Annotated in this window: 14 protein-coding genes; 5 read left to right on the forward strand and 9 right to left on the reverse strand. The window is 63.9% G+C overall.

All coding sequences use genetic code 11. The annotated features are described in order from the left end of the window. Positions 1-3: 3 nt before the first annotated feature. Genes EJ079_RS08695 through EJ079_RS08705 form a run of 3 tightly spaced genes read right to left on the reverse strand, consistent with a single transcriptional unit; the run spans position 4 to position 2,700 of the window. Entirely contained in the window at positions 4-885 is an 882-nt protein-coding gene (locus EJ079_RS08695) for a MurR/RpiR family transcriptional regulator (RefSeq protein ID WP_127268067.1), read from the reverse strand. Between the two features lie 10 nt (positions 886-895). Continuing rightward, positions 896-1,963 carry a sn-glycerol-3-phosphate ABC transporter ATP-binding protein UgpC gene (gene ugpC / locus EJ079_RS08700; protein WP_127268068.1) on the reverse strand — a complete coding sequence of 356 codons (1,068 nt, stop codon included), beginning with the start codon at positions 1,961-1,963 and terminating at the stop codon, positions 896-898. 2 nt (positions 1,964-1,965) lie between these two features. Next, the gene (locus EJ079_RS08705) at positions 1,966-2,700 is read right to left on the reverse strand and encodes an SDR family oxidoreductase (protein ID WP_127811303.1); all 735 of its coding nucleotides are present in this window, start codon (positions 2,698-2,700) and stop codon (positions 1,966-1,968) included. 269 nt (positions 2,701-2,969) lie between these two features. Here EJ079_RS08705 and EJ079_RS08710 point away from each other — a divergent pair, with 269 nt between their 5' ends. From EJ079_RS08710 to EJ079_RS08725, 4 genes are all read left to right on the forward strand, one after another. After that, positions 2,970-4,202, forward strand: a complete 1,233-nt coding sequence (locus EJ079_RS08710; protein ID WP_127397148.1) for a sugar ABC transporter substrate-binding protein — start codon at positions 2,970-2,972, stop codon at positions 4,200-4,202. 160 nt (positions 4,203-4,362) lie between these two features. Continuing rightward, on the forward strand, positions 4,363-5,232 hold the full coding sequence (locus EJ079_RS08715) for a sugar ABC transporter permease (RefSeq protein WP_023811708.1): 870 nt from the start codon (positions 4,363-4,365) through the stop codon (positions 5,230-5,232). After that, on the forward strand, positions 5,229-6,053 hold the full coding sequence (locus EJ079_RS08720; RefSeq protein WP_013528984.1) for a carbohydrate ABC transporter permease: 825 nt from the start codon (positions 5,229-5,231) through the stop codon (positions 6,051-6,053). Before EJ079_RS08715 ends, EJ079_RS08720 begins: the two co-directional genes overlap by 4 nt. A gap of 24 nt (positions 6,054-6,077) precedes the next feature. Then, positions 6,078-7,571 (forward strand): M81 family metallopeptidase, encoded by a 1,494-nt coding sequence (locus tag EJ079_RS08725; RefSeq protein ID WP_127808775.1) that lies wholly within the window; start codon positions 6,078-6,080, stop codon positions 7,569-7,571. Between the two features lie 145 nt (positions 7,572-7,716). On the opposite strand, the gene EJ079_RS08730 is transcribed toward EJ079_RS08725, so the two are convergent. From EJ079_RS08730 to EJ079_RS08755, 6 genes are all read right to left on the reverse strand, one after another. Beyond that, on the reverse strand, positions 7,717-9,771 hold the full coding sequence (locus tag EJ079_RS08730; protein WP_127396982.1) for a M3 family metallopeptidase: 2,055 nt from the start codon (positions 9,769-9,771) through the stop codon (positions 7,717-7,719). 95 nt (positions 9,772-9,866) lie between these two features. Beyond that, positions 9,867-10,301, reverse strand: coding sequence for a nuclear transport factor 2 family protein (locus tag EJ079_RS08735; RefSeq protein WP_127269640.1), 435 nt, complete (start codon positions 10,299-10,301; stop codon positions 9,867-9,869). Next, positions 10,298-10,942, reverse strand: coding sequence for a carbonic anhydrase (locus EJ079_RS08740; protein ID WP_023811712.1), 645 nt, complete (start codon positions 10,940-10,942; stop codon positions 10,298-10,300). The genes EJ079_RS08735 and EJ079_RS08740 overlap by 4 nt, the downstream gene beginning before the upstream one ends. Before the next feature lie 148 nt (positions 10,943-11,090). Then, entirely contained in the window at positions 11,091-11,861 is a 771-nt protein-coding gene (locus EJ079_RS08745) for a DUF429 domain-containing protein (RefSeq protein WP_127808776.1), read from the reverse strand. Next, the gene (pdxY, locus tag EJ079_RS08750) at positions 11,858-12,742 is read right to left on the reverse strand and encodes a pyridoxal kinase PdxY (protein ID WP_127269643.1); all 885 of its coding nucleotides are present in this window, start codon (positions 12,740-12,742) and stop codon (positions 11,858-11,860) included. The genes EJ079_RS08745 and pdxY overlap by 4 nt, the downstream gene beginning before the upstream one ends. Before the next feature lie 13 nt (positions 12,743-12,755). Further along, on the reverse strand, positions 12,756-13,007 hold the full coding sequence (locus tag EJ079_RS08755; protein ID WP_127808777.1) for a hypothetical protein: 252 nt from the start codon (positions 13,005-13,007) through the stop codon (positions 12,756-12,758). A gap of 162 nt (positions 13,008-13,169) precedes the next feature. Between EJ079_RS08755 and EJ079_RS08760 the strand changes: the two genes are divergently transcribed. Further along, on the forward strand, positions 13,170-13,808 hold the full coding sequence (locus EJ079_RS08760) for a LemA family protein (protein WP_127269647.1): 639 nt from the start codon (positions 13,170-13,172) through the stop codon (positions 13,806-13,808). Positions 13,809-13,942: the final 134 nt, after the last annotated feature.

Raw genomic sequence — 13,942 nt, forward strand, 5'->3', positions numbered from 1 at the left:
GGTTCAATCGCCCAATGGCAAACGCGGATCGTCGACTTTCAACGTGTTCACGCTCTGCTTGATGCGGCGCAGATTCTCCAAAACCCTCGGTCCGCGCGTCTCGGCGACCGAGGTGACGATCATGTCGACGATCGACAGCAGCGCATAGCGCGACGATGTCGGCTTATAGATATTGCCGTCCTCGAGCGACTGGAAATGGATGACCGTGTCGGCGACCTTGGCGAGTGCGGAGTCCGGCGGGGTGATGGCGATCGTGGTGGCGCCATATTGCTGGGCGACCTGCACCGCATCGATGACCGATCTGGCATAGCCGGAGACGGAGAAGGCGATCAGCGTGGTGTCGGGGGTGGCAACGGCGGCGTACATGCGTTGCAACTGTCCGTCGATCTGCGCCAGCACCGACACGCCAAGCCTGAACAGCCGGTTCTGCATTTCGGTCGCCATCATGGACGAAATGCCACCGGAGCCGATGCACAGCACATTACCGGAAACAGCGATGCGTGCGGCGACGGCGACCAGCGTCGTCATGTCGAGGTTCTCGCTGGCGCGCTGGATGGCCGATATCGCCGCTTCGGTGATGGCGGAAGCGATGCGCTGTTCGCGGGCATCGCGGCTCAACGGCTCCGGCGACAGATACTGGCCGCCGATGGCGATGGCTTGCGCCAGATAGAATTTGAAGTCGCGCAGGCCCTCGCAGCCGAGGTTGCGGCAGAACCGCGTCACCGTCGGCTCGCTGACACCGACGCGCAAGGCAATTTCCGAAATCGCCGCTTTGGAAACGAAATCGAGGTCTGCCAGCACGAAGCCGGCCAGCTTGCGATCCGACTTGGTCCCGTCCTGCGACATCAGCTGCAGGCGCGTGATGATGTCGGCCGGCGTCTTCATGCTGCTATTCTCATAGAGGCAGGCCCGTTGCCTTGTCGAACAGATGGATGTTGCCGGGGTCGACCGAGACCGGCAGCAGGTCTCCCGGCCTGACCGGCACCCTGTCGCGGAACACGGCGCGTACCGTATCAGCACCGATAGCGCCATAGACATGTGTTTCGGAGCCGGTGGGCTCGACGACATCCACTCTGATCGCCATCGCGTCGACAGCCTCGCCGACGATAAAATGCTCGGGCCGGATGCCAGCCTCCACCGCGCTGTCCGCCGGCACCTGTTTGCCGGCAAGCGCAAGCCGCCCGCCACCGGCCGATTCGAACCAGGTTTTCTCAAGCGTCGTCTTGAGCGAACCGGACACAAAGCTCATCGACGGCGAGCCGAGGAAGGAGGCGACGAACTTGTTGGCAGGCCTGTCATAGAGTTCCAGCGGCGCCCCGACCTGCTGGATTCTGCCGCGGTCCATCACGACGATGCGGTCGGCCATCGTCATGGCCTCGATCTGGTCGTGGGTGACGTAGACGATCGTCGATTTCAGCCGCTGGTGCAGCGCCTTGATCTCGACGCGCATCTGCACGCGCAATTGCGCGTCGAGGTTGGACAGCGGCTCGTCGAACAGGAACACCGACGGCTCGCGCACGATGGCGCGGCCCATGGCGACGCGCTGGCGCTGGCCGCCCGACAGCTGGCGGGGATAGCGGTCGAGATAGGAGAAGAGATTGAGGACGCCGGACGCTTTCTTGACCTTCTCATCGATCACCGTGCGCGTCTCGCCGCGGATCTTCGGGCCAAAGCCGATATTGTCGGCAGCCTTCAGATGCGGAAACAGCGCGTAGGACTGGAACACCATGGCGATGTTGCGCTGCTGCGGCGGCAGCGCATTGGCGCGCACGCCGCCGATCAACAGGTCGCCGGAGGTGATCGTCTCCAGGCCGGCCAGCATGCGCAGCAAGGTCGACTTGCCGCAGCCGGACGGGCCGACGAGGACGACGAACTCGCCGCTCTTGATATCGAGGCTGATGTTCTCGAGGATCTTGTGCTGGCCGAAGGATTTCGACAGATCGCGAAACTCGACATCGGTCATTGTCACGCTCCCAGGATGTCGTCGATGAAGGGCAGGCAGCCGGCGGTCAGTCCCGCGTCCACGGGCATCACCACGCCTGTTATTCCCGATGCGCGATCGGACGCAAGGAAGGCGACGGCTTCCGCCACTTCCGCGGCGTTGACGATGCGGCCGAGCGGATAGAGCCGCTGCAATTTGCCGAGGATTTCGGGATCCTTGGCAAGGCGGTGGTCCCAGGCGGCGGTGCGGATCGATCCGGGGCAGACGACATTGGCGCGCAGGCCGCTGCGGCCGAGCTCGACGGCGATCGCCTTGGCATAGGCGTTGATGCCGGCCTTGGCGGCGGCATAGGCCGGATTGCCGAAATGCGCGATGGCGTTGACCGAGGAGATGAAGACGACGCTGCCCGAGCCGCGGCCAGCCATCGCCTTGACCAGCGGGTCGGCGAAATTCATCACGCCAGTCAGGTTGAGATCGAGTTCCTGCTCTATTCTGTCGGGATCGAGCGCCGAAATCGTCTCGGCACGCGTCCAGCCGGCATTGTTGATGAGAATGTCGGGCACACCATCCCGGTCGAGGATCGCGCCGATCGCCGTCGCTATTGATGCCTTGTCGAGAAGATCGAAGACATGGCGGGAGGCAAGGTGCGGACTGTTCAGCGCCTCGCTTGACTGATCGCAACCGACGACCCTGGCGCCTCTTTGCGCCATCAGCGCCACGATGGCCGTGCCGAGACCGCCGCCGGCCCCCGTCACCACGACGGTCTTGCCCTCGAACTCGGCCCTGCTTTCGAACTCGGCCCTGCCTTCGAACTCGGCCCTGCCCTCGAACTCGGATTGCGAAACCACCGTGCGTCATCCTCCGGGAGTTCTGACAAATCGCATAAGGCCTAGGCCTGTAAATGTAATTAAGCAACACAATTATCCGCTTGCACGCCTTCAAATCATCGATAATGTAGGAAAGTCACATAAATCTTCTGCTCCGGCACGGAGAGGCGCGCAGGCGCAACACCAATGGGAGAGATCAAATGAGCCTTGCAAAATGGACTGTCGGCCTGATGGCCGGAATGAGCATGCTGGCAATTGCGGCGCAGGCGGATGCGGGCGAGGTGCGGGTCACCGTGGCCGAGTACAGCGCCAAGACTGCTCCCTATTTCGCCGACGTCAAGAAGGAATTCGAGGCGGCGAACCCCGGCATCACCGTCAAGTTCGAAGTGGTGCCGTGGGATGTGCTGCTGCAGAAGCTGACCACCGACATCACCGCCGGCACCAATGCCGATCTGTCGATCATCGGCACGCGCTGGCTGATCGACTTCGTCCAGCAGGATGTCGCCGAGCCGCTCGACGGCTACATCAAGCCCGACTTCAAGGACCGCTTCATCGACACCTTCCTGTCGCCCTCGATCATGGACGGCAAGACCTACGGCCTGCCGATCGCGGCCTCGGCGCGCGCCATGTACTACAACAAGGAGCTGTTCGAGAAAGCCGGCATCGCCAAGCCACCGGCAACCTGGACCGAGCTGCAGGAAGATGCGCGCAAGATCAAGGCCCTGGGGTCGGGCACGTTCGGCTTCGGCCTGCAGGGCAAGGAGATCGAGACCGACGTCTATTACTATTATGCGATGTGGTCGCAGGGCACCGAGATCCTCAACAAGGACGGCACTTCGGGCCTGAGCACGCCAGGTGCGCTTGAGGCCGCCAAGCTCTACAAGTCGATGATCGACGAAGGCCTGACCGAACCCGGCGTCACCTCCAACAACCGCGAAGACGTGCAGAACCTGTTCAAGCAGGGCAAGGTCGGCATGATGATCACCGCACCCTTCCTGTCCAACCAGATCAAGGACGAGGCGCCGAACCTGAAATACGGCGTGGCAGCCATCCCCGCCGGCCCGACCGGCGCGCGCGGCACCTATGGCGTGACCGATTCCATCATCATGTTCAAGAACTCCAAGAACAAGGACGAAGCCTGGAAGCTGCTCGATTTCCTGTTCACCACGGAGCAGCGCGCCAAGTTCACGCAAGGCGAAGGCTTCCTGCCGGTGAACAAGGAAGAGGCCAAGATGGACTACTACGTCAACAATGCCGATCTGGCGGCGTTCACCGCGCTGCTGCCCGACGCCCGCTTCGCGCCGGTCATCCCGGGCTGGGAAGAAGTCGCCCAGATCACGTCGGACGCCATGCAGAAGATCTATCTCGGCGGCGACCCTGAGGCGGGCTTGAAGGACGCGGCCGCCAAGGCCAACACCGTGCTGAAGAAATAGAGGCCGTGCTGAAGAAATAGGGCGTATCTCCCTGCGCCCGTGGCGCGCCCCAGACTCAGGCGGGGCGCGCCACACCTAGGTTCCCGGCCCGGTGCGGCGGATCCGAAATTCGCATAAGCAGAACCTTCTGATCCAGCACGCCGAGGTTGCAGGCCAGCAGATGCAAAATCGTTTCTTGCCCTATCTCCTGACCTTGCCCAGCCTGTTTCTGGCGGCGGTGGTCATCTTCTGGCCGGTCTGGGACCTGATCCAGATCTCGACGCATGAGGTCAGCCGCTTCGGCCAGCTTCGCGACTTCAACGACTTCGCCAATTTCGCGGCACTCGCTGCCGATCCCGATTTCACGGCCGCGCTCTGGCGCACCGGCCAATGGACGGTGATGGTGGTCGGCGGTGCGCTTCTCTTGTCGATCCCGGTGGCGATGATCCTCAACACCGATTTCTATGGCCGCGGCATCGCCCGCGTCATCATCATGCTGCCCTGGGCGGTATCGCTGACCATGACCGCGGTGGTCTGGCGCTGGGCGCTGAGCGGCGAAAGCGGCATGCTCAATTCGGCGCTGATCGGCCTCGGGCTCATCGATCACAACATCCAATGGCTGGCGAGCGCCGAGACCGCTTTCCCGATGCAGGTGCTGATCGGTATCCTGGTGACGGTGCCGTTCACGACGACGATCTTTCTCGGCGGGCTGTCGTCGATTCCGGACGATCTCTACGAGGCGGCGGCGCTCGAAGGGGCGACGCCGCTGCAGCAGTTCCGCGAAATCACCTTTCCGCTCCTGAAACCGTTCATCAACATCGCCATCGTGCTCAACACCATCTACGTCTTCAATTCCTTCCCGATCATCTGGGTGATGACGCAGGGCGGCCCGGCCAACTCGACCGATATCCTGGTCACCCATCTCTACAAGCTGGCCTTCCGCATCGGCAAGCTGGGCGAAGCATCGGCGGTGTCGCTGGTGATGTTCGCCATATTGCTGGTCTTCACCATGATCTATGTGCGGCTGGCGATGCGGGAGCAACGCACATGACGAGCAAGCTGAAACGCTCCATCATCGCCTGGCTGCTGCTGGCGCCGCTGATCGTGGTGACGCTCTTTCCCTTCGCGGTGATGTTCCTGACCGCGGTCAAGCCGAGGCAGGAAGTGCTGTCGCCGACCTGGTGGCCGAGCGAATTCCGCTGGTCGAATTTTTCCGATATGTGGGTGGCGACCGGCTTCGGCCAGGCGTTGCTCAATTCGCTCTACGTGTCTGTGATCGCCACGGTCGGCGCCATCCTGATCTCGGTTCCGGCGGCCTATGCGATGTCGCGCTTCCGCTTTGCCGGCTACGGCGCCTTGCGCCAGTTCCTGCTGATTTCGCAGATGATCTCGCCGATCGTGCTGGTGCTTGGCCTGTTCCGGCTGATGGCGGCCTGGGGCCTGGTCGAGAGCACGACGGCGCTCGGCTTCATCTACATGGCCTTCAACGTCGCCTTCACGGTGTGGATGCTGCAGAGCTATTTCGACACCATTCCGCGCGATCTCGAGGAAGCCGCCTGGATGGAGGGCGCCGGCCGCTGGCTGACCTTGCGCAAGGTGTTCCTGCCGCTCTGCCTGCCGGCGATCGCGGTGACCGCGATCTTCACCTTCATCAACGCCTGGAACGAATTCGTCGTGGCGCTCACCATGCTGCGCAGCCAGGAAAGCTACACGCTGCCGATCCAGGTGTTTTCGCTGGTCGCCGGCCGCTACACCATCGAATGGCACCACGTCATGGCCGCGACGTTGCTGGCGACCTTGCCGGTGGCCATCCTGTTCATCTGGCTGCAGCGCTACCTCGTTCGCGGGCTGGCGCTCGGGGCGGTCAAATAACGCCTATTCACGGACGGAGCTTTCATGCGCATTTTCACCGCCTCGCTGGCGACGGAAACCAACACCTTCTCGCCGGTGCCGACCGATAGGGCCTCGTTCGAGATGGCCTTCTATGCCGGACCCGGCAAACATCCGGACACGCCGACGCTGTGCTCCTCGCCGATGGTGGCGCTACGCCGGCGGGCAGCGGCCGAAGGCCTCGATGTCATCGAGGGCACCGCAACCTGGGCGGAGCCGGGCGGCCTGGTGCAGCGGCAGACCTATGAGGCTCTGCGCGACGAGATCCTTGGCCAGCTCGAGGCGGCGCTGCCGGTCGATGCGGTCATCCTCGGCCTGCATGGCGCCATGGTGGCGCAAGGCTATGACGACTGCGAAGGCGACTTGCTCGAACGGATTCGCGCAATGGTCGGGCCGCAGGTGGTGATCGCCGTGGAACTCGATCCGCACAGCCATCTGACACCGAAGCGCGTGGCGGCCTCCGACATCCTCGCCTACTTCCTCGAATTTCCGCACACCGATTTCTACGAGCGCGGCGAACACGTCGTCGAGCTTGGCCTGGCAGCGGCACGCGGTGAGATCAAGCCGGTCATCTCGACCTTCGATTGCCGCATGATCCAGGTGCTGCCGACCAGCCGCGAGCCGATGCGGTCCTTCGTCGACCGCATCAAGGCGCTGCACGGCAAGGACGGCGTGCTGTCGGTCTCCGTCATCCATGGCTTCATGGCGGCCGACGTGGCCGAGATGGGCACACGCATCCTGGTCGTCACCGACGATGACAAGGCCAAGGGTGACGCGCTGGCGGAACGGCTGGGGCGGGAACTCTATGCGCTGCGGGAAAAGACGGCGATGACGATGCTGGGCGCCACCGACGGCATCGACCGGGCGCTGGCCGTGCGCGGCAAGAATCCGGGCAAGCCGGTGGTCATCGCCGATATCTGGGACAATCCCGGCGGCGGCGTTCCCGGCGACGGCACCTTCGTGCTGCGCCAGATGCTGGCGCGTGGCCTGGACAGGTTCGCCGTGGCGACGATCTGGGACCCGATCGCGGTCACCTTCTGCCTGGCGGCGGGCGAAGGCGCGGTCATCGATCTGCGCTTCGGCGGCAAGGCCGGGCCGCAGGCCGGCGAGCCGATCGATGCGCGCGTGCGCGTGCTGAAGGCGGTTGCGGAGGGTTGGCAGAGTTTTGGGCCAAGCCGGGTGACGCTCGGGCCGGCGGCGCTGGTCCGCCTCGAAGGCACCGAGGTCGACATCATTCTCAACACCAACCGCACACAGACCTTCGAGCCGGATATCTTTTCCAACATCGGCGTCGATCCGATGACCAAGGACATGCTGCTGATCAAGTCGACCAACCATTTCTACGCCGGCTTCGAGCCGATCGCCGCCGAGATCATCTATGTCTCGGCGCCGAGCTCGTATCCCAGCAATCCGGCGGTGACGAATTATACCAAGCTGACGCGGCCGGTGTGGCCAAGGGTGACGGATCCTTGGAAGGATGCTGGCAATCTCCCCCCTTGAGGGGGAGATGTCGCTGAAGGCGACAGAGGGGGTCGCCTGACATAATGCGCCAACCTTCTTCTGCCGCAGCAGGCCGAGCCCGGTCGAACCGACCCCCTCTGGCCGCTTCGCGGCCATTTCCCCTCGAGGGGGAGATTATCCGGTGCTACACCAATCCCCGCTTCACCATCATCGCTTCGGGCGACGGCATCTTGCCGCGGAAGGCGGTGTAGAGTTCTTCCGGATCCTTCGAACCGCCGGCGGCGTAGATGTTCTTGCGCAGCCGTTCGGCGAGCGACGGGTTGAAGGGGTCTCCGGTTTCCTCAAAGGCAGCGAAGGCATCGGCGTCGAGCACTTCCGACCACATGTAGGAATAATAGCCGGCCGAATAGCCGTCGCCGGAGAAGACGTGGCCGAAATGCGGGGTGCGGTGACGCATGGCTATGGTGTCCGGCATGTGCAGCTCTGCAAGCGTTTCGGTTTCGAAACGAAGTGGTACTTCAGGCGCATCCGGCCGTGCGTGATAAGCCATGTCCATCAGCGCGGATGCGGTGAACTCTACTGTTGCAAAGCCAGCGCCAAAAGTCCGCGCGGCCAGCATCTTGTCGAGCAGCGCCTTGGGCATCGGCTTGCCGGTCTTGACGTGCAGCGCGTGTCTTTCCAGCACCGCCGGCACGGTCAGCCAGTGCTCGTAGAGCTGCGAGGGCAATTCGACGAAATCGCGGCTGACCGAGGTGCCGGCTACCGACGGCCAGGTGACGTCGGTCAGCATGCCGTGCAGCGCGTGGCCGAACTCGTGGAACAGCGTCTTCGCCTCGTCGACCGACAGCAGCGCGGGCTCGCCGGCCGGCGGCTTGGCGAAGTTCATGATGTTGTAGATCACCGGGCTCGCACCGTGGCCGAGCCTGTAGCCGGACTGCAGCGCGCTCATCCAGGCGCCGGAGCGCTTCGAGGGCCGGGCGAAATAATCGGCGAGGAACAGGCCGCGCTCGCTGCCGTCGGCATTTTTCACCACGAAGACGCGGGCGTCGGGGTGCCAGGCAGCGATGCCCTTCTTCTCCTCGAAGGTGATGCCGAACAGCCGTGTCGCCACATCGAAGCAAGCGTCGATGATGCGGTCGAGCTGCAAATAGGGCTTCAGTTCCGCCTCGTCGAAGGCGAATTTTTCCGCGCGCAGTTTCTCCTGGTAGAAACGCCAGTCCCAGGCAGCAAATTTTTCGTTGCTGCCGGCCTCCGTCGCCAGCCGTTGCAATTCGATCTGGTCGCTTGCTGCCTTCTCCAGCGCCTTTTCCCACACCGGATCGAGCAGCGCGTGCACGGCCTTCGGCGTCTTGGCCATGGTGTCATCGAGCTTCAGCGCGGCGAAGGAGGCGTAGCCGAGCAGCTTTGCCTTCTCGGCGCGCAGGCGCAGCATGTCGCGCACCACGTTCGTGTTGTCGGTGGCGCCGCCATTCTGGCCGCGCATGGTGAAAGCGCGGAAGGCGATCTCGCGCAGATCGCGGCGCTCGGAGAAGGTCGAGAACGGCTCGTAGATCGAGCGCGACAGGGTGACGGCGTAGCGGCCCTTCTGGCCGCGTATCTCGGCGGCTTCGGCCATCGAGCTTTTCACGAAGTCCGGCAGGCCGGCAAGGTCGGCCTCATCGAGGAACAGTGCCCAGTCGCTCTCGTCGGCCAGCACATTCTGGCCGAAGCTGGTACCGAGCGAGGACAATTCCTCGCTGATCTTGGCCAGCCGCTTCTTGCCGTCGGCATCGAGTTTGGCGCCGGAGCGGACAAAACCCTTCCAGGTCTTTTCCAGGACCCGCAGGGTCTCTGCGTCGAGCTTCAGGCTCTCGCGGCGCTGGTAGAGATCGTCGATGCGGGCAAACAGCCGCTCATTCATCGAAATCGCCGAGAAATGCCTGGACATTTTCGGCGAGATGTCGCGCTCCAGCGCTTGGATCGTCTCGTTGGTGTAGGCGCCGGCGCGGCACCAGAAGATCGACGAGACGCGATCGAGCGCTTCGCCGCCGAGTTCCAGCGCGGCAAGCGTGTTCTCGATGGTCGGCGCATCCTTGTTGCCGGCGATCGCCTCGATCTCGGCCTCGTGCGCCTTCAGCGCCGCGTCGAAGACCGGGGAAAAGTCGCCATCGCCAATGCGCGTGAAATCGGGCAGGCCGAGCGGCCCTTGCCACGCGGTCAGCGGATGGGCGGCGAGGTCGACGGCTTTCGTGGAAGGCATGGACAGTCTTTCGATCGTTGACGGGGAGAGGTTTGGTCGTCCCCGATGTAGGGCGAGGCCTCGCAAGGCGCAACGGCTCGGCCCTCAAGATGGCGTCAGAAGCCGTCGCACGTCTCGGCGATTGCCGCTTGCGAACTGGCGGTGATGCGGTCGTCGGTCACCGCGAAAGTCTCATGCATGAGCTTGTCATTGTTGGGAAAGTCGTAGCAGGCGACCACGGTGGTGACCCCGCCTTCGCTCTTTTCGATCCGATGCCGGATCGCTGCGCCCGCAACCGCACCTTTCCATTCGTCCATCGAGGCGATGAATTCCTGCTTGCTTTGCACGATGCCGAGGTCGTCCAGCTTGATGCGGACATCATCGGCGAGCAGGTCGGACAGTTCGGTGCGGTCGGCGACCAGCAGCGCCGAATACCAGCGGCTGATGAGGGCACGATCATCGGCGCGGGCGGCAATAATCGCTATCAGCAGCGCGGCCGCCGTCAAAGCGGCCGACCTGATGTTTACCACCTTGCGCGCCGCTGTGTTCATCCCAGCTCCGGCCGTTCGAAATCGCCGGTTTCCTTGTTCATCGTCCAGAGTTCGCCGGTCGAGATATCGAACCAGGCCCCATGCAGCGACAGTCGCCCCTTGCCCTCGAGAATCGAGACGCAGGGAAAGGTTCTGAGGTTGGCGATGGAATAGCGGATCGAGATGCGCTCCAGCGCGGTCTGGCGCTCCGACGCGGTCATGAAGGTGCTGGAGGAGACGGTTTCGGCCGCCGGCGCGATCAGGCTCATCCACTTGCCGATGAAGTCGCCCGGCGAAAGCGGCGCGGAATTGGTGTCGAGCGCTGCACGGATGCCGCCACAGCGGCCATGGCCCATGACGACGATGTTCTTGACCTTGAGGCTCTGCACGGCGAATTCAAGCGCCGCCGAGGTCGAATGGAACTCGCCATCGGGAGCATAGGGCGGCACCAGATTGCCGACATTGCGCAGCACGAAGAGTTCGCCGGGCCCGGCGTCGAAGATCGCCTCGGGCGCCGAACGCGAATCGCAGCACGCGACGATCATCGTCTCCGGCGCCTGGCCTTCCCGAGCGAGATCGCGATAGCGCCCGCTCTCCGTGAGATAGCGGCCATTCATGAAATTGCGGTAGCCGGCGAGAAGATGTTCAGGGAGATGGGACATGGGCGGCGTCTGGAGCCTTTCCGGGTTGGATGCGGCAGCTCGTTGCGGTCTAGAGAGGCTCTAGCGGCAAAAGCCGGTCGCGAGCAATGCAGAATTATGAGGGCTGGCTAGAAATGCCATGCATCGAGCGCAACCTTGGCCAACAGCGTTACGCCCAGATGGCGACAGGAATGCCAAAGCTGTCGCGGCCCGGCGGGTCGGGCAGCGGCCGTGCCTCACCGCTGGCGATGCGACCGGCGATCAGCGTCATCGCGGCCGCGTCGAGGAAATCGTCGGCGGTGGCGCCGCGCGGTGGCGGCTGGTCGAGAAAGGCCGTGTCATAGCCATGCCGGCAAAGCAGAGCCTTGCGTTCCGCCATGCCGGCCGGATTGATGCTGCCCTTGATCTTCTTCGGCAGTTGCATGGCCTGATCGCCGTTCAAGCGGCAGAAAGCGACTTCCGGATGCGATTCGAACACACGGCCGCGCAGATCGGGTCGCGCGATCAGCAGGGCGTCGATCTCGCGGATCTTGGCAAAAATGCCGAAGGCCTGGATCGAGACGCCGCGCGGCGGGTCGGAGGTGGTCAGGGCCACCTCGCTTGCCCTGATGTGCGCGGCATACCAGGCTTCGATGGTGGTGAAATCATTGGTCTCCGCATAGAGCGCGGCGCGGGAGGGGATCGAGAAGACGCTGGATTGGCGTGCCCCGAGCAGTGGCCGCACCAGCGCTTCGGGGCCGCGCCCGCCCTTGCCCGACAAGTCGGGCAGGCCGATCGGCATGTCGACAGCGATGACAGCGTCTTCGGGAAGGGATGCGAGCAGGGCAGTGAAGGTTGCAAAGACACCGACCGACGGTGCCATGCCAAAAGCGCGCCGGACGGCGATCCAGCCGGCCTTGCAGCCGTCGACGCCGACAAGCACGGTCTCAGTCGACGTCACGCCCGGCGGCCCCGCCCCGGATGCGTGAGGTGGCGAAGCTGGACCATCGCCATCGGATGCGACAGGCTCTGCGCATCGGTTTCGAGCTGCAGTTCGTCGCCGCCGCGCTTGGCGGTGCGCGCCAGGATCTCGTAGACCGCCGCCGTCGTCGATTGCAGCGCCTTGACCGGCGGCTGGCCGGACAGGATACGTGCCAGATAGACGGCCGCCGTCAGATCGCCCAGGCCATTCGGCGGCTTGTCGATCAGGCGATGTTCGGCGAGCAGCGCCTGGCTGCTATCGAGCAGCAGATTGCCGGTGCCGCCCGTCATCATCGACGGCGCAGAGGTGACCAGCATGGTCGATGGTCCGGCGTGGAGCGCTGCCGCGATCGCAGATTTCAGGTCGGGCAACGCGGCGCCGGCCATCCATTCCAGTTCGTAGCGGTTGGGGGTGGCTATGTCGGCGATCGGCATCAGCCGGTCGCGCATGGCGATGGCTGTCGGCTCGGGCACGTAGAGGCCGCCCGAATCACCCATCACCGGATCGCAGATATAGACGGCGCCGGGTGTCCTTGCCTTCACCGCGGCGACCAGCGAGGCGACGGCCTCGGCCTGGCCGGCCTCGCCGAGATAGCCGGACAACACGGCGCCGACTTCACCCAGCCATGGCGCCCGCTCGAGATCGGCCATCAGCGCCTTGAACTGGTCGAGCGGCGGTACGATCCGTGTTGCCCGTCCATGGCCGGGATGCCAGGGCAGGATGACGGTCGGCACCGCCCAGACCGGGAACCCCAGGGTCTCCAGCGCAAACACGGCTGCACGGTTGCCGACCGAGCCGCGCGCGACATGGCTGGAAATGACGATGACCGCACGCGGCGCGTCGGTTTGTTCGGCGCTCATTGTCGTTTGATTCCTAACTGCCCCGGATGACGTAAAGCACGAGCCAGACCATCAGGCCCAGCGCCAGCAGCAGGCCCAGCGTGCGGCCAAAGCGGGTGCCCCAGACTTCGATCGGATCGGCGCGATCGGCATCGGCCGCGGTGACGTGATCGCGCATGCCTTTCGCGGCCCGCCCCGCAAACGAGTCGCCCGCCGGATTCGTCTCGTGCGCGATGCGATCGAGGATACGGCGCGATTCCTTCTCGCTGTCCTGGCGCTCCGCCATGATGATGTCCCGTTTTGCGGACCTTATCGCGTTCGTACGGCCAATCACAGACCCTTGCAGCGGCATTGGGCATGGCAGGCGAGGGGCTGCCGGCCCGGGCGGTTTTCTTGCGCGCTGATTGTGGTAATGCTTCGCGTGCAACTTCTACCGAGGGACCCCATCATGTTTGCCCAGCGCCTTGCCTCGCCGTCCATTTTCCGCACGCTGCCCGCCTTCCTGATGATGGCGATCGTGCTGCCGCTGCTTGCCGGCTGCGGCTACAACACCATCCCCACAGCGGAAGAAAACGCCAGGGCGGCATGGAGCGAGGTGCTGAACCAGTATCAGCGCCGCGCCGACCTCATCCCCAATCTGGTCGAGACGGTGAAGGGTTATGCCTCGCACGAAAAGGATACGCTCGACGCGGTGGTCGAGGCACGCGCCAAGGCAACGCAGATCACGGTAACACCGGAAACGCTGAAGGATCCCGAAGCCCTCAAGAAGTTTCAGGATGCCCAGGCGGGGCTGACCAGCGCGCTGTCGCGGCTGATCGCGGTCTCGGAGGCCTATCCCGACCTCAAGGCCAATCAGAATTTCCTGGCGCTGCAAGCCCAGCTCGAAGGCACCGAGAACCGCATCGCGGTGTCGCGGCGCGACTACATCCAGGCGGTCAGGGACTACAATCTGACGCTGAGGACCTTCCCCTCGGTGCTGTGGGCGACCTTCTGGTTCCGCGGCAATGAGCCCTTTGCCAATTTCACTGTCGCCGAAGACAAGATGCAGCCGCCGAAGGTCGATTTCGGCACGAAGCAGGGCGGGTGAACGTCGACTGTCATCGGAATAAATCCCGCGAAATGACGGGCTGCTGGCGTGCAAACACCCCCCTCTGTCCTACCGGAACCGGCCCTTCGCTGCCGCTTCGGGCGTTCGTCGTTCGGAAAGCCAAGCAATTGGCT

The organism is Mesorhizobium sp. M7A.F.Ce.TU.012.03.2.1 (assembly GCF_004006095.1).
In the GTDB taxonomy this organism is placed as follows: domain Bacteria; phylum Pseudomonadota; class Alphaproteobacteria; order Rhizobiales; family Rhizobiaceae; genus Mesorhizobium.